This is a genomic window from Isoptericola cucumis, from assembly GCF_014635665.1.
Classification (GTDB): Bacteria; Actinomycetota; Actinomycetes; order Actinomycetales; family Cellulomonadaceae; genus Isoptericola; species Isoptericola cucumis.
This window is the reverse complement of the sequence record NZ_BMDG01000010.1, coordinates 195,346-215,581: the sequence shown is the minus strand read 5'-3', so window position 1 is coordinate 215,581 and position 20,236 is coordinate 195,346. Positions and strand designations below refer to the sequence as shown.

The following is a 20,236-nucleotide window of genomic DNA, read 5'->3' as shown; positions in this document are numbered from 1 at the left end:
AGACGCTGTCGGACGCGGACTCGCAGCTGGCGCAGGGCATCCGCGGCTGACGTTTCGGTCAGCTTTCACCGGTCCTTCGTGCCGGTGTGTCGAGGGGTGGTCCGGGGTTCCCGGGCCGCCCCTCGCCCGTTCGGCCGGAGCGGAACCCGGACGTGCCTGCGCGGGCTCGGCCGGCGTCGGGGGCCGGGACGGTCGGTGCCGTCGCAGAACATCTGAGGGGAAGTCTCGCGTGACCACAGGGAACAAGCGCCTCGCCTACGTCGGGGTGCTCGTCGTGATCGGGCTGGTGTCGGTGCTGCGTCTGGTGCGCGCGCTCGGGGACGGTGACAGCGACGCGGCCGCTCTCTGGATCGCGCTGCTGGTCGTGGCCGCCGTCGTCGTGGTGACGCTGGCCGTCGTCAGCGGCCGCGCGAGCGCGTGCGCGGCCAACGCCGCGCGGCACCGGCCGGGGATGCCGGTGGTACCGGGCTTCACGACGGCGGCGATGCCCGAGATCGCCTCGGGCCTCGGCGTGTCGCGCAAGGGCTGGATGCCGATGGGCGGCAGCCCGGTGGCCGTGGTGGCAGCCCCGGGGGAGTACGAGATCTGGGGGCGCAAGGACTCCGCGCCGCGCTGGACGGTGCGCCGGGGTCCCGGCGCGGTGAGCGCCGGCCGTGCCCTCTACGGCAACCGCCACGCGCCGGCGGTCCTGCTGCGTGACGAGGCCTCCGGCGCCGAGTTCGTCCCCGCCTACCGGCCCCTGCGTGCGACGGGTGGCCTCGTGGGCGAGGACGTCGACCGGGCGGTCGCCGAGCTCACCGGGGTCGTGCGGCAGCCGGGGGTGTGACGGCGCTCCACGTCACTCGCCGTGGCGTGGCCGTCAGGCGCCGAGCCTCGCCGCCGTGATCGCGAGCACGGTCCCGAGCAGCATGTACGGGCCGAAGGCGAGCGCGGTGCGACGGTTCGCCCGCCGCGTGACGAGCAGCGCGACGGCCACCAGCCCGCCCACCAGGAACGGCAGCAGGGCGGCGCCCGCCAGAGCACCCCAGCCGTACCAGGCGGAGGTCGCGCCGAGCAGCACGGCGAGCTTGACGTCGCCCAGGCCGAGCCCCGACCGGTCGAGCAGGTGCAACAGCAGGTAGCCCAGCCCGAGCGCGGTGGCTCCGAGGACGGCCCGCAGCAGGGCGCCGAGGTCCCCGCCGGCCACCGCGGCCAGGACGAGCAGCACGCCCACGCCCGCCGCCGTCGGGAAGAGGAGGGCGTTCGGCAGCCGGTGCGTGCGGGCGTCCACGACGCCCAGCGCGGCACCGCCGACGGCCGCGACGACGAGCGCCGGCGTCGACCACCCCGGCCCGGAGGCCCAGACCGCCCAGGCCGCAGCGGCTGCTGCGACCACGGCGGCCCGACGCCGCACCGGCGCCAGCTCTGCCCGTGCGCGGGCGGCGACGCTGCCGCGGGGGCGGGCGGCAGGTACCGGGGAGCCGGAGGCCGCGGGGTCGTGGGGGCGCACCCGCGGCATGCTACGTGGCGCCACCGTGCCGGGAGTACCGTCGTCCCCAGGGCCGGTCACGACCCGCGAGCACGGCCCGATCGCGCCAGAGTGCCCGATGGGCGAGACGCGCCGTTCATTGAATGAGACGGTTGTGGCACCCTGGGTAAGGCTGGACCCTGGGAGTGAGGTAACCCTCACCACCGATCCGGGAGACTCCTCCTAGAATCGAACGTCTCGCAGCCCCGATCCGGAAGGCGTATCTCGTCGTGAGCAGCACCCGACCTCTGCGCGTCGCCATCGTCGGCGCAGGTCCCGCGGGCACCTACGCCGCGGACATCCTGTCGAAGACCGACCTCGACGTGAGCATCGACCTCTTCGAGCGACTCCCCGCGCCGTTCGGCCTCGTGCGCTACGGCGTCGCGCCCGACCACCCGCGCATCAAGGGCATCGTCAGCGCCCTGCACAAGGTGCTGTCGCGCGGCGACGTCCGCCTGCTGGCCAACGTCGACTACGGGGTCGACCTCAAGCTGGACGACCTGCGGCAGTTCTACGACGCGGTGATCTTCTCCACCGGAGCGATCCGCGACGCCGAGCTGCAGGTCCCGGGCATCGACCTCGACGGCTCCTACGGCGCCGCCGACTTCGTGTCCTGGTACGACGGCCACCCGGACGTCCCGCGCACCTGGCCGCTGGAGGCCAAGGAGGTCGCCGTGCTCGGCGCGGGGAACGTCGCGCTCGACGTCGCCCGCATCCTCGCCAAGCACGCGGACGACCTGCTGCCCACCGAGATCCCGGCGAACGTCTACGACATCCTCGCCGCGTCCCCGGTGACGGACGTGCACGTGTTCGCGCGCCGCGGCCCCGCCCAGGTCAAGTTCTCCCCGCTCGAGCTGCGCGAGCTGGGGCACGTGCCCGACGTCGACATCGTCGTGTACCCCGAGGACTACGACTTCGACGAGGGCTCGATGGCCGCGATCGAGTCGTCCAACCAGACCAAGCAGGTCGTCAAGACGCTGACCGACTGGACCCTCGTCGACCCGTCGACGCAGTCCGCGTCCCGCCGCATCCACCTGCACTTCCTGCAGTCGCCCGCGGAGATCACGGGCACCGACGGCAAGGTGACCGGGCTGCGCACCGAGCGCACCGCCCTCCAGGGCGACGGCACCGTCAAGGGCACGGGCGAGTTCCACGACTGGCCGGTGCAGGCCGTCTACCGGGCCGTCGGCTACTTCGGGTCCCCGCTGTCCGAGATCCCCTTCGACGAGCGCAAGGGCGTCATCGCCAACCGCGAGGGACGCGTCGTGGACCTCGACGGCGACCACCTGCCGGGCGTGTACGCCACCGGCTGGATCAAGCGCGGCCCCGTCGGCCTCATCGGGCACACCAAGTCGGACGCCTCGGAGACCGTGCGTCACCTCGTCGAGGACGTCACGGGCGTCGGCGACGGCGGAGAGGTGGCCTCCGGCGACCTCACCGGTGGCCGCACAGCCGCCCAGGGCGACCCGCAGGCGGTGCTGGACTTCCTCGCCGACCGCGGCGTCGACGTCGTCGAGTGGTCGGACTTCGAGGTGCTCGACGCGCACGAGCGTTCTCTCGGCGAGCCGCACGGCCGGGAGCGCATCAAGGTCGTGCCGCGGGAGGAGATGCTCGCCGTCGCCAAGGGTCGCGCGTCCTCCTGACGTCTCCTCGACCACGACGGGCGCCGGCGGGAACCGCCGGCGCCCGTCGCGCGTTCCACCGGTGAACCTGCCGGGCGCGCCCTGCACCCGGCGGGGTACGGAAGGAGACGGCAGAAAACATGGGCCACAGGCACTTCAACGGTCTCAAGACGGCGGCGCTCTTCGGCGTCATGTGGGCCGTGGTCCTCGGCCTGTGGGCGCTGTTCTTCCGCGGCAGCGCGGGCATGCTTGTCGTCTTCGTGGCGATCGGCCTGATCACGACGTTCGTCGGGTACTGGAACTCCGACAAGATCGCCATCCGCGCGATGCACGCGTACCCCGTCACGGAGCTCGAGGCGCCGGAGATGTACCGCATCGTGCGTGAGCTCTCGACGGAGGCCCGCCAGCCGATGCCCCGGCTGTACATCTCGCCGACGCAGGCGCCCAACGCCTTCGCGACGGGTCGCAACCCCAAGAACGCCGCCGTCTGCTGCACGGAGGGCATCCTGCGGCTGCTCGACGAGCGCGAGCTGCGCGGGGTGCTCGGCCACGAGCTCATGCACGTGTACAACCGGGACATCCTCACGTCGTCCGTGGCCTCCGCCATGGCGGGTGTCATCACCTCGGTCGCCCAGTTCATGCTGATCTTCGGCGGCGGCGACCGGCGCGAGGGCGGCAACCCGCTGGCCGCGCTCGCGATGGCGATCCTCGCCCCGTTCGCCGCGATGATGATCCAGATGGCGATCTCCCGCACCCGCGAGTACGACGCGGACGAGGACGGCGCCAAGCTCACCGGCGACCCGATGGCCCTCGCCGGCGCCCTGCGCAAGCTCGAGTCGGGCACGGCGAAGGCGCCGCTGCCGCAGACCCGCGAGCTGCAGAACGTCTCCCACCTCATGCTCGCCAACCCGTTCCGCGGCGCCGGCATGGCGAAGCTCTTCTCGACGCACCCGCCCATGGACGAGCGGATCGCCCGCCTGGAGAAGATGGCTGGCGGCAGCGGGTCCGGGCCGGGCGGGATCACCCGGTACTGACCGGCGTCCCGCGGGCGACCGCGGGGCCGGGGTGGCAGGCTGACCTGCGATGTCCCCCGACCGGACCGAGCCGACCGTGCCGTCCGAGCGTCCTGCGTCCGCGCCGCCGGACCCGGACGCCGGCAAGGCGCGCCTGCGCCGCTGGCAGGCGGCCACGGAGTGGCCGCTCACCGGGGTGTCGCTGCTGTTCCTCGTCGCGTACGGAGTCCCGATCGCGTTCCCGGACGCCTCGCCGGACGTCCGCTCGGCCTGCGCCGGGGTGCTCGCGCTGACCTGGCTCGCGTTCGTCGTCGACTACGTCGTGCGCACACGACTGGCCCCGCACACCTGGCGGTACGTGCGCAGCCACCCGCTCGAGCTCGCCGTCGTGGTGCTCCCCGTGCTGCGGCCGCTGCTGCTGATCTCGGTGGTGCTGCGGCTCAACCGGGCGAACGCGGTGCGCCTGCGCGGCCGGGTGGTGCGGTTCGCCGTCGCGGGCACCGCGCTGCTGGTCCTGGTCGGGGCGCTGACCGTGACCCAGGCCGAGCGCGGCGTGCCGGGGGCGAGCATCGTCAACCTCGGCGACGGCTTCTGGTGGGCCGTGGTGACGATCACCACCGTGGGCTACGGCGACCTCGCCCCGGTGTCGCCCGCAGGTCGCGTCATCGCGGCGGGTCTGATGCTGGGCGGTATCGCCCTGCTCGGTGTGGTGACCGCGACGCTGTCGTCGTGGCTCGTGGAGCGGGTCGCCGCCGGCCCGGACGACGACGGCCCCTCGGCGGCGCCGGGCGCGGGCGGCGAGGCGGCGGTCGGGATGGTGTCCCAGGCGCAGGTCGCGCTGCTCGTGGCCGAGGTCAAGGAGCTCCGGGGGGAGATCGTCGCGAGCCACAGGACCGCGGCACCGCCGGAGGGCACCGGCGCCCGGGACGCACCGCGCGACGACCCGCGGGACTGACCTGCCGGAGGGCCCGCGGTGCGCGGACGGGGGTGTCAGGCCTCGACGCCGGGCCGTCCGGCGACCTCGGAGAGGGCAGCCTCGAGGGCCGCGGCGACACCGTCGTCGTCGTTCGGCCCGACGACGGCGTCCGCGGCCGCGAGGACCTCCGGGTGCGCGTTCGCGACCGCGTGGCCCCGACCCGCCCAGCGCAGCATCGGCAGGTCGTTCGGCATGTCGCCGAACGTCCAGACGTCGCGGGCGTCGATGCCGAGGCGGTCGCACCAGCGGGCGAGCGCGACGTCCTTCGTGACGCCGGGGGCGAGCAGCTCCGCCAGCCCCGCCGCGCCGGAGAAGTGCAGCTCGGCGCGGCCGGACACCGTCGAGCGGACCCGGTCGAAGAAGGCGTCCTGGGCGGCGTCGTCCACGTGGCCCTGCTGCACCACGCCGAAGCCCTGGGCCGGGGTGCCCGGCCGGACCGCGAGCAGCTTGGTGACCGGCCCGTCGTCGGCACCCAGCGCCTCCTCGACGGGCGAGGCGCGCAGGGCCGGCGGCAGCCCGGGCTCGCCGTCGGGGAACCACGGGTCGAAGACCGGGCCCGAGACCCGCTCGGCCGCGAGCGCGACGCCCGGCACCGCGGCCCGGAGGGCGGGCACCAGCTCGCCGACGACGTCGTCGGCGAAGCCGTTCACCTCCAGGGCCTGCCCGGCGGCGAGGTCCCAGACGGCCGCTCCGCCGAGGCAGATGACGCGGCCGTGCCCGCCCACGCACGAGGCGAGGCCGTCCAGCCACCGCGGCGGGCGGGCGGTGACGAAGACGACCTCGACGCCGGCCGCCTCGGCGGCGGCGAGCGCCCGGCGGGTGCGGTCGGAGACCGTGCCGTCCGAGCGCAGCAGCGTGCCGTCGAGGTCGGTCGCCACGAGGCGTGGGGCGGTCACCGGTAGTTGATGAACTGCAGGGCGACGTCGAGGTCGGCGGACTTGAGGAGGTTGATCACGGACTGCAGGTCGTCGCGCGACTTGCTGGTCACCCGGACCTCGTCACCGGTGATCTGCGTCTTGACGCCCTTGGGGCCCTCGTCGCGGATGAGCTTGGTGATCTTCTTGGCGTTCTCGCCCGACAGGCCCTCCTTGAGGGTGGCGCCGAGGCGGTACTCCTTGCCGGAGGGCTGGGGCTCGCCCTCGCCCGTGTCGATCGCCTTGAGCGAGACGCCGCGCTTGATGAGCTTGGTCTGGAAGACGTCGAGGATCGCGGTCACGCGCTCGGCGGAGTTGGCGACCATGAGGATGGTCTCGCCGCTCCAGGAGATGGACGCGCCGACGTTCTTGAAGTCGTAGCGCTGCGCGATCTCCTTGGAGGCCTGGTTGAGCGCGTTGTCGACCTCCTGGCGGTCGATCTTGCTCACGATGTCGAACGACGAGTCGGCCACGGTGTGCTCCTTCAGCTCGGGTCAGGACCTGGGCACCACCGTAGTGCGTGCGCGGGCGGCGAGACGGGCGGCCCGCGCCTGCCGGGTGCCGTCGACGGTGAGCAGGACGAGGGCCACCCAGACGAGGCCGAAGCCGATCCATCGCGACGGCGGCATGTGCTCTCCGAAGACGAGCAGGCCGAGGAGGAACTGGAGGGCCGGGGTGAGGTACTGCAGCATCCCCACGACGGACAGCGGCAGGCGCCGCGCGGCCGACGAGAAGAGCAGCAGCGGGAGGCCGGTGATGACGCCGCAGGCGGCGAGCAGCAGCGCGTGGCCGGTGCCCTCCGTCGTGAACGTGCCCACCCCGGTGGCGCCGAGCCAGACGAGGTAGGCGAGCGCGAAGGGCGTCGCGACGGCGGTCTCGGCGGCCAGCCCCGGCAGGGCGCCGACGTCCCGCCCGACACGGTTCTTCACCAGCGAGTACAGGCCGAATGCGCCCGCGAGCACGAGGGAGATCCAGGGGAGGCCGCCGACGCCGGCGGAGATCACCGCGACGGCGGCGACGCCGAAGCCGACCGCGACCCACTGCGCGACGCGCAGCCGCTCGCGCAGCACGACGACGCCGAGCAGCACGGTGAGCAGCGGGTTGATGAAGTAGCCGAGGGCCGCGTCGAGCACGTGCCCGCTGAGCACCGCGTACACGTAGGTCGTCCAGTTGACGATGATCAGCACCGAGGCGACCGCGAGCACGCCGAGGGTGCGCGGGGAGCGGAGCACCGCGAGGAACGAGCGCAGCGACCGGGTGACGGCGAGCAGGAGGACGCAGAACACCAGGCTCCACACGATGCGGTGCGCGATGATCTCGATCGGGCCTGCGGGCTCCAGCAGCGGGAAGAACAGCGGCATGGCGCCCCAGAGGGCGAAGGCCGAGATGCCGAGCGGCAGCCCCCAGCGGTCGGGGGAGGAGGGGGTCGTCACCGGCTCACTGTAGGCGCCGGCGGTGCCGCCCGGGCGGCACCCGGGACGGCGTGCGGGGCGGGCGTGACGGGTGCCACGCCGTGGTGATTTCACGACCGGCGCCCCGGGAGGCTATTGTTCTACCCGCGAGATCGTGCACGGTCTTGCACGGCAGGTTGCCCGAGCGGCCAAAGGGATCTGACTGTAAATCAGACGGCACAGCCTTCGTGGGTTCGAATCCCTCACCTGCCACCGCGACGGACGGGGCATCACCGACCGGTGATGCCCCGTCCGACGTCCGGGGGAGGCCCTGACGGCGGCGCGGAGCGCGAGATCCTGCGGATTTCGCCTCGGCACCACAAGCCGTGTAGAGTCTTCCCCGCTGCCCCGATAGCTCAGTCGGCAGAGCGTCTCCATGGTAAGGAGAAGGTCAAGGGTTCGATTCCCTTTCGGGGCTCTGTGACGCGACGCGGGGCTGCCCACCGGTCAACGGGCGGGCAGTCCTGCGCATCGTCACGCGCGGCGGGGTAGCTCAGCTGGTCAGAGCGCACGACTCATAATCGTGAGGTCGCGGGTTCGAGCCCCGCCCTCGCTACCAACACACCGCGGTTCGACGGCCGGCGTCGGACCGCATTCTCCTTGACGCACGTGGCGCCTTCCGGGGGCGCGAGAGGTGACACACCATGGCTGCCAAGAGCGCGGACGTCCGCCCGAAGATCACGCTCGCCTGCGTGGACTGCAAGGAGCGGAACTACATCACGAAGAAGAACCGCCGGAACAACCCGGACCGTCTCGAGATGGCGAAGTTCTGCCCGCGTTGCGGCAAGCACACGTCGCACCGCGAGACTCGCTGACCGGGTCCTTCCCGGACTCCACCCAGCGCACCGACGTGGCGAACCGTCTGCCCGATCCCAGCTTCGCTGGGCGCGAGTACCCGGCCACCGCTCCCTACAGCGTGGGGCGCGAGAAGATCCGCGAGTTCGCCACGGCCGTTGGCGCCGTCCACCCCGCGCACCACGACCTCGTGGCGGCGCGGGGTTCGGGCTATCCGGACCTGGTCGCGCCCCCGACGTTCGCCGTCGTCGTCGCGCAGCGTGCCGAGGCCCAGTACATCCAGGACCCGGAGGCCGGCGTCGACTTCTCGCGCGTCGTGCACGCCGACGAGAGGTTCACGCACCACCGGCCGGTCGTCGCCGGCGACGAGCTGGTCACGGTGCTGCACGTCGACTCGGTGACGCACCGCGCCGGGATCGCGATGGTCACGACGCGCTGCGAGGTCGCCGCGGTGACCCCGGACGGCACCGAGCCGGTGTCGACCGTGACGTCGAGCCTCGTGATCCGCGGGGAGGACGCCTGATGACCACCCGTCCCGCGCTCGCGGACCTCACCGTCGGCGACGTCGTCGCCACCCGCACGGTCGAGCTCGACCGCGCGGCGCTCGTGCGCTACGCCGGCGCCAGCGGCGACCTCAACCCGATCCACTGGGACGAGTCGTTCGCCGTCGAGGTGGGGCTGCCCGGCGTCATCGCGCACGGCATGCTCACCATGGGTTCCGTGGTGGGCCCCGTCGTCGACTGGGCCGGTGACCCGGGCGCGGTCGTGTCGTACCAGACCCGCTTCACGAAGCCGGTGCCCGTGCCGGCCCGCGGCACCGCCGCCGTCGAGGTGACGGCCACCGTCGGCGCCGTCGACGCCGACGCCGGGACGGCGCGGATCGACCTCGCCGTCACGCACGACGGCGTCAAGGTGCTGGGCCGGGCCCAGGCCGTCGTCCGCCTCTGACGGAGATTTTCTCGCTTCGACTTCCCCTGAAAGCAGATTTCACGGTTCGATGACCGTGGACGCCGTGCAACGACGCGCGCGCGTGCCTCCGTCATCGAGAGGAGCACTCCCCGTGAGATCCGTACGACGACGCACCACCAGCCTGGCCGTGGCCGGGCTCCTGATCCCGCTCGTCGCCGCACCGGCGTTCGTCGCCGGGGCCGGCACGTCCGCCGGGCCGCCCGCGGGCGCGCCCGGCGGCACCGACTGCACCGCCGCCCTGGCCGCCACCGACCGCGAGGCCGCGTTCGCCGCGGCGAGCGAGGCGACCGGCGTCCCCGCCGCGCTGCTCAAGGCCGTCTCCTGGATGGAGTCCCGCTGGGACCAGCACGCCGGGGTGCCCAGCACCGACGGCGGGTACGGCGTCTTCAACCTGGCCGACCACGCCCCGGCGGCGCCCGACGGGGCCGGCAAGGGGGGAGTCAAGGGGGAACCTGCGCGCGGCACGACCAGCGAGCTCGACCGCGCGGCGGCGCTCACCGGACTCACGGCCGACCGCATCAAGGCCGACGCCGGCGCCAACGTCTGCGCCGGCGCGGCGCTGCTGGCGGCGTACCAGGCCGACGCGGGCCTCGGCGCGGACGCCCCGCTCGACGCCTGGGACGCGGCGGTGTCCCGGATGAGCGAGGTGCCGACGTTCGCCGACCGCGTCGTGACGACCCTCCGCCAGGGGCAGCAGCGCGCCACCGACGACGGCGGGACCGTCACGCTCGAGGCGCGCTCCGACGTCGCCGCCCCGCGGGCCGCCGCTGCGGCGGGCGACCCGGCGGCGGACTGCCCGCCCGACCTGGGCTGCGAGTGGCTGCCCGCGCCGTACGCCAAGGAGAGCCCGGACCTGCCCGACGGCACCGGCAGCTACGGCAACCACGACCAGGCCGACCGCACGGGCGAGGGCGGCCCGTCGATCGAGTACATCGTCATCCACGACACGGAGACGGCGTACGAGCCGACCGTCCGGCTGGTGCAGGACCCCACGTACCTCGCGTGGAACTACACCCTGCGCTCCAGCGACGGGCACGTCGCCAACCACCTCGAGCCGTCCGACGTCGGCTGGCACGCGGGCAACTGGTACATGAACATGCACTCGATCGGCCTCGAGCACGAGGGCTGGGCCGGCACCTCCGGCTGGTTCACCGAGGCGATGTACCAGACGTCGGCGGAGCTGGTGGCGTACCTGGCGGAGAAGTACGACGTGCCGCTGGACCGCGCGCACATCATCGGCCACGACCAGGTCCCGGGCATCCTGCCCGGGTACACGAAGAGCGTGCACTGGGACCCGGGCCCCTTCTGGGACTGGGACCACTACATGGAGCTCGTCGGCGCGCCGGTCGGCGGCGGGCTCGACCCGGCGGGCGTCGGCTCGCAGGCCGAGCCGGGCGACGTGGTCGAGGTCGTCACCGGGTACGGGGAGAACGCCCACCCGGTCACCGGGTGCGAGCAGGCGTCGCCGGGCTCCGGGGACTGCGTCGCCGGCGCGGGCACGAACTTCGTCCTGGCCCGCCAGGCGCCGTCGTCCGACGCCCCGTACGCCCGCGACCCGGGGTGGAAGCCGGGCGGCGCCGACGGCACCACCTACGCCAGCGACATCAGCGCGCGCGTGACCTCGGGCCACAAGCTCGTCGTCGCGCAGGTGCAGGGCGACTGGCTGGGGGTCTGGTGGGCCGGCTCGCTCGTGTGGCTCCACAACCCGGCGGAGCGGCCGGTCGTCGTCCCCAGCACGGGGCAGACGGTCACCGTGACCGGCGAGGAGGCGGCCGCGGTCTACGGCCGGGCATACCCGGAGGAGGCCGCGTACGAGCCGTACCCGGGCATCGCCCCCCAGGCCGTCACGCCCATCGAGTACACGGTCGGCGCCGACCAGACCTACGTCGTCTCGGACGCCGACCCGGTCACGGACTACTACCGCGCCACGTCGTTCGACGGCTCCGCGCCCGACGACCGCACGGACGTGCGGGGCGAGGACGGGTACTACCAGCTCTGGTACGCGCACAAGCAGGTCTTCGCGCGGGCCGCGGAGCTCACCCTCCACGACCCGGTGGTCACCGACGTCGAGGGTCCGCGCGTCGAGGGAAGGGCGAAGATCGGCACGTGGCTCTCGGCGGACCCGGGGGAGTACCTGCCCGGGGACGACGCCGAGGTCGACCTGCAGTGGCTGCGCGACGGCGAGCCCGTGCCCGGCGCCGACGGCGGGAGGTATCACCTCACCGGCCGCGACCGCGGTGCCGAGATCTCCGTCGAGGTCACCGTCAGCGCTCCGGGCCACCAGGCGCGGACGTTCGCCTCGGACCCGACCGGGCCCGTCTCGCCGAGGTAGCACCGCCGCGGTGGTCCGGGACCCGCCGGGACCCGGACCACCGCGCGGGAGTCACCAGTTGGGGGTGACGCCCGGCAGGTGGCGCGGCAGCCTCACGTGGTGCGGGTGGATGACGTACGTGAGGCCGTCGGTGGACGTCTGCCACACGCGCTCGAAGTTCTCGCGCGTGTAGACGTTGCGCACGTCGGCGTTCGTCGCCTTGTTCGGGTCGTTGATGACCGGGTCGCCGTCCGCCGTGAAGCCCACGACGGTCACGAGGTGGCCGTCGGTGCCGTAGCCGGCCTCGGGCATCTCGGCCTCGTCGAAGTTGATCGAGACGACCAGCGGGATGCCGGCGGCGACGAACTGCTCCGCCTCGGCCAGGGAGCGCAGCCGCGTCACGAACGACTCCAGCCCGAACCGGTGCGCGTACGCGGTGTTGAACGGCCAGTTGCCGGAGCCCTCGTACGTGTAGTCCCACGTGTTGATCGCGGCGTAGTCGACCTGCGGGTCGCCGGCCGGGGCCTCGATGCCCGCCAGCTCCGCGGCCGGGACGTGGTGCTTGCGGCCGTACGAGTACTGGATCATCGTGGTCGACGTCGGGGAGCACCACACCTGCCCGCCGCCGCCGAAGTCGGGGTACTCGCCGATGTGCGTGAGCTGCGAGTAGCCCGGCACGTCGAGCTCGACCTGGCGCCCGAGCGTGAAGTCGCTCGTGCCCGTGTACCGCGACGACGGGAGGTACTCGTTCGTCATCGTGCTCACGGCGGCCAGCCGCGGCGTCGCGTCCGACCCCGCCGGGCGGTGGAGGGTCACCCGCGCCTGGTACGCCTCCGGCTCGTGGCCCGACTTCGCGACGTAGGTGTCGGTGAACAGGTAGGCGTCGTCGTCGTTCTGCCCGTCGACCGAGGTGCGGTGGATGTCGCCCACCGAGCCGTCGGCGGGCGCGAAGTCGTCCCCGGAGGCCCACCGGCCCATGACGAACCACTTCGTCCACGCGCCGTCGGCCTTGCGGCCCCGGAACTCGACCTCGACCCACGTCCCGGTCGGGGTGGTCGCGTTCCACGAGGTCACCGCCTCGTCGATCGCGTACCCGGTCTCGACCACCGGCGACGTCCACGTCCCGGTCTCGTACTCCACGGGCTCCCCGTCGCCGAACGGGTCGGTGTACGGGGCGACCGGGCCGCCGGCGTCCCGCACGACGAGGGTGCCGCCCGCCCCGGGCCGCAGGTTGTCCCACGCGCCGTCGCGCAGGTCGTCCACCCCGTCCCAGTGCGTCGTGGTGATCTTCGCGTCGTCCGCCGGGGGCTCGGCCGCGGCCGCGCTCGCCGCGCCGACCGGGGCCGCCACCGCGCCCGCCGCCAGTACCGCCGTCGTCGCCCTCATCCAGCCTCTCCGTCCGATCCCCGGTCTGCTTCCCGCCCTGCTGCCCGCCCTGGTGCCGTCCATCCTGGTCGCCTCCTGAGGGAGTCGGGTGACGGGCCGCTCCCGCCACCCATGGCGACGACTTTCCCAGAGAGTGTGGCGCGTGTCACTACGTTGCACGACGTCGTCGTGCGCAGGACGGTGCCGGCCGGCGTGCGGCCTACGGCAGCGGGCGCTCGCGGTCGGTCTCGGGGCCCCACCAGGCGCCGAGGCCGAGCAGCGCCGCGCCGAGCGCGAGGACACCCATGACCGCGACGTCGGCGCCGACGGCGCCCTGCAGGACGGGCAGCCACACCGGGTACAGCGCCGGCACCACGATCGAGAGGCTGTAGCCCACGCCGTACCCGCTCGAGCGGACCGCGGCCGGGAACCGCTCGGCCAGGTAGGCGCCGACCGGGCCGTAGGCGGTGACCGTCACGACCTGCAGCAGCGTGACCAGCAGCACCACCGCCGCCGTCGAGCCGGCGGCCGCGATCCCTGCCCACGTGAGCGGGCCCGCGACCAGCGACACCGCGGCGAACACCACGAAGAAGCGCCGCCGCCCCGTGCGGGTCGACGCCGCGCCCGCCGCGTGCATGACGACGGCCGAGGCGGCGGTCGCCACCATGAGCGTGAACGACAGCGCCTGCGCGTCGAGCACGCCCCCGGAGCGCACCGCGGCCGTCATCGTCGGCACCGCCATCTGGGTGAGCAGCCACAGCCCCGTCATGAGCACGAGCACCTGCGCGAGGGAGCGTCGGTACGGCCCGACCAGCACGTCGCGCAGCGGGTGACGGCGCGGGGCGGCGCCCAGCCAGACGTCCGAGTCGGGCACGACGGACCGGTAGTAGAGGCACAGGGCGCCGGCCAGCACCGCCCCGACGACGAACGGCACCCGCCAGCCCCAGGTGACGTAGGCGTCGCCCGGGAGCGTGCTGACCAGCAGCAGCACGAGCGCGGCGATGGTCGTGCTGGCCCACGGCGACATCGACATCACCAGGCCGCTGAGCCGGCCGCGGCGGCGCGGGTCGCTCCACTCCATCGCGAGCGGGACGGCGGCCGTGTACTCGCCGCCCACGAAGACGCCGCCCAGGAAGCGCAGCGCCACCACCAGCGCGATCGTCCCCGCCCCCAGCACGGTGTGGCCGGGGACGACGGCGATGAGCCCGGTCGTGACGGCGATGCCGGCCAGGGCGACGCGGGTGGTGGCCGTGCGCCCCACCCGGTCCGCGAGCGGGCCGAAGACGGTCGCACCGATCGGGCGCCCCAGCAGCGTCGCGGCGAACACCCAGCCGGTGGCCCCGGCGAGGTGTCCCGGGCCGAAAAGCTGCGCGGCGGCGGGCGTGAGGGCGGCCACCGGGAGCATGATGTCGAACTGGTCGACGTAGTTGCCGAGCGCCCCGCCGCGCACCGCCCGACGGATGCCGGCCGGCGACGGCGCGGGGCGTGGCGCGGTCGCGGTGGGGCTGGGTGCAGGGGGCGTTGCAGAGCTGTGCATCGTCGCTCACTTCCTTCGCCGGCATGACCCGGACAGGTTCGACGGTCGGAGCGGCGTCGGCTCCCTCTCAGCCCCTGCCGGGGCTCCCGTGTGTGTCGCGCCAGGTTAACTCAGGTCCCGCCCTGCCCGGCCCGGTGTCCGGACCTGTGTCCGACGCGTGTCCGGTGTCCCGGTTGTGCGATCACTGAGGGCACCCTAAGTTAGGCCAGGCTGACCTAAGCAGTTGCCCGAGGCTCAGTCATGCCTACCCGAGGAGCCACCACGACGATGCCCTCTCGTCACCCCGCCCACGACCCCGGCCGCACGCTGCTGCGGGGCGCCACCGCAGCCGAGTACGCCGACACGCTGCACGCCGTCGTCGACGACCTCGCCCACCGGTTCGCGACCACCAGGCAGCCCTTCGGCGGGGCCGGCCGCGACGAGCTGCAGGCGCTCGTCGACGCGGTCGACCTCGACGGGAGTCCCGTCGGCACCGCCGACGCCCTGCGCGAGTCCGCCGACCTGTACGCCGCGCACGCGGTCTGGTTCCACCACCCCGCCTACGTCGCCCACCTGAACTGCCCGGTGGCGCTGCCCGCCGTGGGCGCCGAGGCCATGCTCGCCGCGGTCAACACGTCGGTGGACACCTACGACCAGTCCACGGTCGCCACGCTCATGGAGCAGCGTCTCGTGGCCTGGACCGCGGCCCGCGTCGGGTTCGCCGCGGGCGACGGCGTGTTCACCTCCGGCGGCACGCAGTCCAACCTCCAGGCGCTCCACCTCGCGCGCGAGCACGCGCTCCTCGCGCCGGACGGCGCCCGCCTCACGGGGCCGGCGCGCCGCGCCCGGCTGGGTCGGCTGCGCGTCCTCGCGACCGCGTCGGGCCACTTCAGCGTCGCGCGGTCGGCCCTGCTGCTCGGGCTGGACGACGACGCGGTGGTCGCGGTGGGCACGGACTCCTCGGGCCGCATGTGCCCGGACGCGCTCGCCCGCACGGTCGTCGACGTCGAGCGCGCGGGTGACGTCGTGATGGCCGTCGTCGCGACGGCGGGCACCACCGACCGCGGCTGCGTCGACCCGCTCGAGCCGCTCGCGGAGCGGTGCGACGCCGCCGGCGCCTGGCTGCACGTGGACGCGGCGTACGGCGGCGGGCTGCTGGTCTCGCCGCGCCGCCGCCACCTGCTGGACGGCATCGAGCGGGCCCGCAGCGTCACGGTCGACTTCCACAAGACGTTCTTCCAGCCGGTGTCCTCCAGCGCGCTGCTGGTGCGCGAGGCCGCCGACCTGGCGCGCACGACCTGGCACGCCGACTACCTCAACCCCGCGCACGAGCAGGGCCGCCCCAACCCGGATCTCAACCTCGTCGACCGGTCGCTGCAGACCACGCGCCGCTTCGACGCCCTCAAGCTCTGGTCCACGCTGCGCGCCGTGGGGGCGGACGGCATCGGCGCGCTGGTCGACGCGGTCTGCGACCTCGCCGCCGCGGTGCACGCCGAGCTCGCGGACGACCCCGAGCTGCGGCTGCTCGCCCCCACCGACCTGTCGACGGTGCTCTTCCGCTTCCAGCCCGACGGCGTCGACGACGCCCGCGCCGACGCCCTCGTGCCGCGCGTGCGGCGCGTGCTGTTCGACTCGGGCCGTGCCCTCGTCGCCAAGACGGTGGTCGCCGGGCGCCCGTGCCTCAAGCTCACGCTGCTGAACCCGGACGCGACCCTCGACGACGTGCGGGCGGTGCTCGACCTCGTGCGGCAGGCGGCGCACGGCCTGCTCGCCGGGGAGGAGCTGCTCGACGACGCGCCGCCGTGCCGCGACGTCCACCCCCGGCTCGGCCGCAGCGACGCCTCGGCCCTCGAGGGGGTGGCCCGATGAGCCACGACCGCACCTACGACGTCGTCGGCGTCGGCGTCGGACCGTTCAACCTGGGGCTGGCGGCGCTCGCGGACCCGTTGGACGACGTCGACGCGGTGTTCCTCGACCAGCGGCCGGGGTTCTCCTGGCACCCCGGGATGATGCTCGAGGGCGCCACGATCCAGGTACCGTTCCTCGCCGACCTCGTGACGATGGCCGACCCGACGTCGCCGTACTCGTTCCTCGCGTTCCTCAAGGCCGTCGGCCGCCTCTACCCGTTCTACGTCCGGGAGTCGTTCTACCCGCTGCGCGCCGAGTACGACCAGTACTGCCGCTGGGTCGCCGACCGCCTGACGACGCTGCGCTGGGGGCGCCGGGTGGTGCGGGTGGAGCGGGCCGAGGGCTCGGACGACCTGCTCGTCGTCGCACGGCTCGACGACGGTACGACCGAGACGTCCCGCACGGAGACCTACCGGACGAGGCACGTCGTGCTCGGCACCGGCACGGCGCCGCGGCTGCCCGCCCCGCTGGCGGGCCTCGTCGAGGCGGCGGCGGACGTGCCCGGCGCCGGGCCGGTGGTCCACAGCGCGGACTACCTGGGCCGGCGCGACGAGCTGGTGGCCTCCGGTGCGGTGACCGTCGTCGGGTCGGGCCAGTCGGCCGCGGAGATCTACCGCGACCTGCTCGCGGGCGCCGGACCCGACACGTACCGGGTGGACTGGGTGACCCGCTCGCCGCGGTTCTTCCCGATGGAGTACACCAAGCTGACGCTGGAGATGACGTCGCCGGAGTACACGGACCACTACCGGTCCCTGCCGACGGACCTGCGCGAGCTGCTGGGCCGCGAGCAGCGGGGGCTGTTCAAGGGCATCAGCGCCGACCTCGTCGACGACATCTACGACACGCTCTACCGCCGGTCCGCGCTCAGCCGCGAGGTGCCGGCCACCCTGCTCACCGACACCGAGGTCGTCGCCGCGCGCGTCGAGCCCGCCACCCGACGGCACGTGCTGACGCTGCGCCACGGGCAGCTCGGCACCGTCGCGCCGCACCGGACCGGAGCGGTCGTCGCGGCGACCGGCTACGGGTCCGGCACGCCCGACTTCCTGGCGCCCGGGCTGGTCCGCCTCGACGAGCTGGGCCGCCTCGACGTCGCCCGCGACTACACGGCCGACGACGCGGGCCGGGTGCACGTGGCGGGCACCGAGGTGCACACCCACGGGGTCACCGCGCCGGACCTCGGCTTCGGCGCGTGGCGCAGCTCGGTGATCCTCGCCCAGGTCACGGGGCGCGAGCCCTACCCGATCGAGGAGCGGATCGCGTTCCAGACCTTCGGCCTGCCCGGCGGCGTCCCCGAGCCCGGAGGCACGTCGCACGGCAGCCAGGACCCCGACCGCACGACCCAGGAGGTGGCCCGATGACGGCCCTCGCCGCTGCCCGCACGGCCCGTGGCCCGGCGTTCGCCACGACCGGCCGCGCCGGCACGATCACGCTCGAGCCGGCGGACCCCGGCCGCGACGCCGCGACGCTGCGGTCCTGGCTGGCCCACCCGGCGTCCGCGTTCTGGCGGATGGACCACCTGGACGTCGCCGGCGTGCGCGCGTACCTCGCCGGCGTCGCCGCGGACGACGACCAGGACGCCTGGCTCGGGCGCCTCGACGGCGAGCCGACGTTCTACGTCGAGACCTACGACCCGGCGCGCGTGCTGCTCGGGGGCGTGCACGACGCCGAGCCGGGCGACCTGGGCATGCACCTGCTCGTCGCGCCGCCGCCGGCCGACCCGGCGGCGCGCCGGCACGGCCTCACCGACGCGGTGATGGGCGCCGTCGTCCGGTGCTGCCTCGCACCGCGGCGCGCGGGCGGGCTCGGCGCCGGGCGGGTCGTCGTCGAGCCCGACGTCGCCAACCGCGCGGCGCTGGCCAAGAACGCCGCTGCGGGGTTCCGGGTGCTGCGCGAGGTCGACGTCGCCGACGGCGGGCACACCAAGCGGGCCGCGCTCAGCGTGTGCGCCGCGGAGGACTTCGCCGCCTCGCCCCTCGGGCCGGGGACCGACCCCGCCCCGCACCTGCGGCCCGGCCTCGCGGCGCACGCGCACCGGCACCTGGCCGCCAAGGCGCTCGGCGAGCTCGCGCACGAGCGGCTGTTCCGCCCGGAGCCCGACGGTGAGGCCGGCCCCGGCGAGCCCGGCACCGACGGGCGGGGCCGGTACGTGCTCGCGCTGGACGGCGTGACGTACCGCTTCACGGCGCGCACGTTCGCGCTCGAGCACTGGGTGGTCGACCCGTCGTCGATCACCCGCACCGCCGGACCCTCGGAGGCCGAGCTGCCGGTCGACGTGCTCGAGCTGGTCGCCGAGCTGCAGCCGCTGCTGCAGGTCCCGGACGACCTGGTCGCGACCTACCTCGAGGAGCTGTCCGCCACGCTGGCCGCCGGGGCCGCCAAGCGCGAGCGCGAGCTGACGGGCGCCTCACCGCAGGTCCCCGACCTCGCGGCCGCACTGGTGCCCGGCACCGCCGAGCGCCGCGACGCGGCCGGCGACGAGCACCGCCGCGCCGCCGCGTTCCAGGCCACGGAGGCGGCGATGACCGAGGGGCACCCGGGCTTCCTCGCGAACAACGGGCGGATCGGGTTCTCGCTGGACGACTACCGCGCGTACGCGCCCGAGCGCGGCGAGCGGGTGCGGCTGGTGTGGCTGGCGGCACGCCGCGAGCACACCCACCTGGCGCTCGGGGAGGGCCTGACGGAGCAGGGCCTGTACTCCGCCGAGCTCTCGGGGGCGGAGCGTGCCGCGTTCGCCGACCGCCTCGCCGCGCGGAGCCTCGACCCGGCGGACTACCTCTACCTGCCCGTGCACCCGTGGCAGTGGCAGCACCGGCTGCCGGTCACGTTCGCGGCCGACGTCGCGCGCGACGACCTCGTGCCGCTGGGTCCCGGCGCGGACGAATACCAGCCCCAGCAGTCCATCCGCACCCTGTTCAACCGCACGCGGCCGGACCGGCACTACGTCAAGGTGGCGCTCGCGATCCAGAACATGGGCTTCCTGCGCGGGCTGTCCCCGCAGTACATGCGGGCGACACCGCTGATCAACGACTGGGTCGCGGGCGTCGTCGAGGGCGACCCGACGCTGCGGGCGTGCGGCTTCGAGGTGCTGCGCGAGCGGGCGTCCGTCGGGTACACGGGCGACGTCTACCACCGCACGGCCACCCCGAACGCGCACCGCAAGATGCTCGCCGCCCTGTGGCGGTCGTCGCCCGTGCCGCGCACCGCGCCGGGGGAGCGGCTGGCGACCATGGCGTCCCTGCTGCACCGCGACGCCCGCGGGCGGGCGCTGGCGACCGCGCTGGTGCGCGCGTCGGGCATCGGCGCCGAGGAGTGGCTGCGCGCCTACCTCGACGCCTACCTCTACCCGCTCGTGCACTGCCTGCTCGCGCACGACCTGGCGTTCATGCCGCACGGCGAGAACCTCGTCCTCGTGCTGCGCGACGGCGTCGTGCGGCGGGCGTTCATGAAGGACATCGGCGAGGAGGTCGCCGTCCTGGGCGACCGGGCGCTGCCGGCCGGCGCCGAGCGGGTGCGGGCGGACGTCGACGACGAGGAACGGGCGCGCGTGATCTTCACCGACGTGTTCGACGGCGTGCTGCGCCACCTCGCCGGGATCCTCGCCGTCGACGGGGTGCTGGGCGAGGGCCGTTTCTGGGCCGTCGTCGGGCAGGTGCTCGACCGGCACGCCGCCGAGCACCCCGACCTCGCGTCGCGTCCGGGGCGGGGCGTCGACCTGCGCGCGCCGCGGTTCGCGCACGCCTGCCTCAACCGGCTGCAGCTGCGCAACACGCTGGAGATGGTCGACCTGGCGGACCAGTCGAGCACGCTGCTCTACGCCGGCACCCTGGCGAACCCCGTCGCGCGCTGAGTGGCGCCGGTCCGCGGGGGCCGGCGGCCGAGGGGCCGGTCC

17 protein-coding genes, 3 tRNA genes and 1 riboswitch are annotated in these 20,236 nt (G+C 74.3%); of the genes, 14 read left to right on the top strand and 6 right to left on the bottom strand.

Going from position 1 to position 20,236, the window contains the following annotated elements:
* The first annotated feature begins 229 nt into the window (after positions 1-229).
* Positions 230-826 (top strand): hypothetical protein, encoded by a 597-nt coding sequence (locus tag IEW03_RS15310; RefSeq protein ID WP_188524558.1) that lies wholly within the window; start codon positions 230-232, stop codon positions 824-826.
* A 33-nt stretch (positions 827-859) separates the two neighbouring features.
* Here IEW03_RS15310 and IEW03_RS15305 read toward each other — a convergent pair whose 3' ends face one another.
* The gene (locus IEW03_RS15305) at positions 860-1,489 is read right to left on the bottom strand and encodes a prepilin peptidase (RefSeq protein ID WP_229738184.1); all 630 of its coding nucleotides are present in this window, start codon (positions 1,487-1,489) and stop codon (positions 860-862) included.
* 248 nt (positions 1,490-1,737) lie between these two features.
* On the opposite strand from IEW03_RS15305, the gene IEW03_RS15300 reads away from it, so the two are divergent.
* The 3 genes from IEW03_RS15300 (at position 1,738) to IEW03_RS15290 (ending at position 5,097) form a co-directional block, all read left to right on the top strand.
* Positions 1,738-3,150: an FAD-dependent oxidoreductase gene (locus IEW03_RS15300; protein ID WP_188524557.1), complete on the top strand. Its 1,413-nt coding sequence runs from the start codon at positions 1,738-1,740 to the stop codon at positions 3,148-3,150.
* A 119-nt stretch (positions 3,151-3,269) separates the two neighbouring features.
* Positions 3,270-4,163: a zinc metalloprotease HtpX gene (htpX, locus tag IEW03_RS15295; protein ID WP_188524556.1), complete on the top strand. Its 894-nt coding sequence runs from the start codon at positions 3,270-3,272 to the stop codon at positions 4,161-4,163.
* 49 nt (positions 4,164-4,212) lie between these two features.
* Complete coding sequence (locus IEW03_RS15290; protein WP_188524555.1) at positions 4,213-5,097, top strand: potassium channel family protein; 885 nt, start codon at positions 4,213-4,215, stop codon at positions 5,095-5,097.
* Positions 5,098-5,132: 35 nt separating this feature from the next.
* Here IEW03_RS15290 and IEW03_RS15285 read toward each other — a convergent pair whose 3' ends face one another.
* From IEW03_RS15285 to rarD, 3 genes are read right to left on the bottom strand one after another with little or no spacing between them, the layout of a single operon-like run.
* On the bottom strand, positions 5,133-6,014 hold the full coding sequence (locus IEW03_RS15285; RefSeq protein WP_188524554.1) for an HAD family hydrolase: 882 nt from the start codon (positions 6,012-6,014) through the stop codon (positions 5,133-5,135).
* Entirely contained in the window at positions 6,011-6,505 is a 495-nt protein-coding gene (locus IEW03_RS15280; RefSeq protein WP_188524553.1) for a YajQ family cyclic di-GMP-binding protein, read from the bottom strand. The genes IEW03_RS15285 and IEW03_RS15280 overlap by 4 nt, the downstream gene beginning before the upstream one ends.
* A 21-nt stretch (positions 6,506-6,526) precedes the next feature.
* A complete protein-coding gene (gene rarD / locus IEW03_RS15275) occupies positions 6,527-7,465 on the bottom strand; it encodes an EamA family transporter RarD (protein WP_188524552.1) in 939 nt (312 codons plus the stop codon).
* Between the two features lie 149 nt (positions 7,466-7,614).
* On the opposite strand from rarD, the gene IEW03_RS15270 reads away from it, so the two are divergent.
* The 7 genes from IEW03_RS15270 to IEW03_RS15240 all read left to right on the top strand — a co-directional run bounded on the left by IEW03_RS15270 (position 7,615) and on the right by IEW03_RS15240 (position 11,579).
* Positions 7,615-7,696, top strand: a tRNA-Tyr gene (locus tag IEW03_RS15270).
* 132 nt (positions 7,697-7,828) lie between these two features.
* Positions 7,829-7,901: transfer RNA gene (locus IEW03_RS15265), tRNA-Thr, on the top strand.
* Positions 7,902-7,965: 64 nt separating this feature from the next.
* Positions 7,966-8,042 (top strand) — tRNA-Met (locus tag IEW03_RS15260).
* A gap of 85 nt (positions 8,043-8,127) precedes the next feature.
* On the top strand, positions 8,128-8,298 hold the full coding sequence (rpmG, locus tag IEW03_RS15255) for a 50S ribosomal protein L33 (RefSeq protein ID WP_188524551.1): 171 nt from the start codon (positions 8,128-8,130) through the stop codon (positions 8,296-8,298).
* A gap of 35 nt (positions 8,299-8,333) precedes the next feature.
* Complete coding sequence (locus tag IEW03_RS15250) at positions 8,334-8,801, top strand: FAS1-like dehydratase domain-containing protein (protein WP_371870632.1); 468 nt, start codon at positions 8,334-8,336, stop codon at positions 8,799-8,801.
* Positions 8,801-9,226 (top strand): MaoC family dehydratase, encoded by a 426-nt coding sequence (locus IEW03_RS15245; RefSeq protein WP_188524550.1) that lies wholly within the window; start codon positions 8,801-8,803, stop codon positions 9,224-9,226. The genes IEW03_RS15250 and IEW03_RS15245 overlap by 1 nt, the downstream gene beginning before the upstream one ends.
* A 112-nt stretch (positions 9,227-9,338) precedes the next feature.
* Positions 9,339-11,579: an N-acetylmuramoyl-L-alanine amidase gene (locus IEW03_RS15240; protein ID WP_188524549.1), complete on the top strand. Its 2,241-nt coding sequence runs from the start codon at positions 9,339-9,341 to the stop codon at positions 11,577-11,579.
* Positions 11,580-11,630: 51 nt separating this feature from the next.
* Here IEW03_RS15240 and IEW03_RS15235 read toward each other — a convergent pair whose 3' ends face one another.
* Positions 11,631-12,944, bottom strand: a complete 1,314-nt coding sequence (locus IEW03_RS15235; protein WP_188524548.1) for a C39 family peptidase — start codon at positions 12,942-12,944, stop codon at positions 11,631-11,633.
* Positions 12,945-13,143: 199 nt separating this feature from the next.
* Positions 13,144-14,460 (bottom strand): MFS transporter, encoded by a 1,317-nt coding sequence (locus tag IEW03_RS15230; RefSeq protein WP_188524547.1) that lies wholly within the window; start codon positions 14,458-14,460, stop codon positions 13,144-13,146.
* A riboswitch (TPP riboswitch) is annotated at positions 14,454-14,560 on the bottom strand. It overlaps the preceding gene by 7 nt.
* A 167-nt stretch (positions 14,561-14,727) precedes the next feature.
* Here IEW03_RS15230 and IEW03_RS15225 point away from each other — a divergent pair.
* Genes IEW03_RS15225 through IEW03_RS15215 form a run of 3 tightly spaced genes read left to right on the top strand, consistent with a single transcriptional unit; the run spans position 14,728 to position 20,194 of the window.
* Positions 14,728-16,308, top strand: coding sequence for a pyridoxal phosphate-dependent decarboxylase family protein (locus IEW03_RS15225; protein ID WP_188524546.1), 1,581 nt, complete (start codon positions 14,728-14,730; stop codon positions 16,306-16,308).
* Positions 16,305-17,705 carry a lysine N(6)-hydroxylase/L-ornithine N(5)-oxygenase family protein gene (locus IEW03_RS15220; RefSeq protein WP_188524545.1) on the top strand — a complete coding sequence of 467 codons (1,401 nt, stop codon included), beginning with the start codon at positions 16,305-16,307 and terminating at the stop codon, positions 17,703-17,705. The genes IEW03_RS15225 and IEW03_RS15220 overlap by 4 nt, the downstream gene beginning before the upstream one ends.
* Entirely contained in the window at positions 17,702-20,194 is a 2,493-nt protein-coding gene (locus IEW03_RS15215) for a GNAT family N-acetyltransferase (RefSeq protein ID WP_188524544.1), read from the top strand. Before IEW03_RS15220 ends, IEW03_RS15215 begins: the two co-directional genes overlap by 4 nt.
* The last annotated feature ends 42 nt before the right edge of the window (positions 20,195-20,236 follow it).

Bases quoted from the DNA above. Each gene is read 5' to 3' on its own strand.
- htpX (WP_188524556.1), top strand. From the start codon at position 3,270: ATGGGCCACAGGCACTTCAACGGTCTCAAGACGGCGGCGCTCTTCGGC.
- IEW03_RS15290 (WP_188524555.1), top strand. From the start codon at position 4,213: ATGTCCCCCGACCGGACCGAGCCGACCGTGCCGTCCGAGCGTCCTGCG.
- rpmG (WP_188524551.1), top strand. From the start codon at position 8,128: ATGGCTGCCAAGAGCGCGGACGTCCGCCCGAAGATCACGCTCGCCTGC.
- IEW03_RS15245 (WP_188524550.1), top strand. From the start codon at position 8,801: ATGACCACCCGTCCCGCGCTCGCGGACCTCACCGTCGGCGACGTCGTC.
- IEW03_RS15235 (WP_188524548.1), bottom strand. From the start codon at position 12,944: ATGAGGGCGACGACGGCGGTACTGGCGGCGGGCGCGGTGGCGGCCCCG.
- IEW03_RS15230 (WP_188524547.1), bottom strand. From the start codon at position 14,460: ATGCACAGCTCTGCAACGCCCCCTGCACCCAGCCCCACCGCGACCGCG.
- IEW03_RS15225 (WP_188524546.1), top strand. From the start codon at position 14,728: ATGCCCTCTCGTCACCCCGCCCACGACCCCGGCCGCACGCTGCTGCGG.
- IEW03_RS15220 (WP_188524545.1), top strand. From the start codon at position 16,305: ATGAGCCACGACCGCACCTACGACGTCGTCGGCGTCGGCGTCGGACCG.
- IEW03_RS15215 (WP_188524544.1), top strand. From the start codon at position 17,702: ATGACGGCCCTCGCCGCTGCCCGCACGGCCCGTGGCCCGGCGTTCGCC.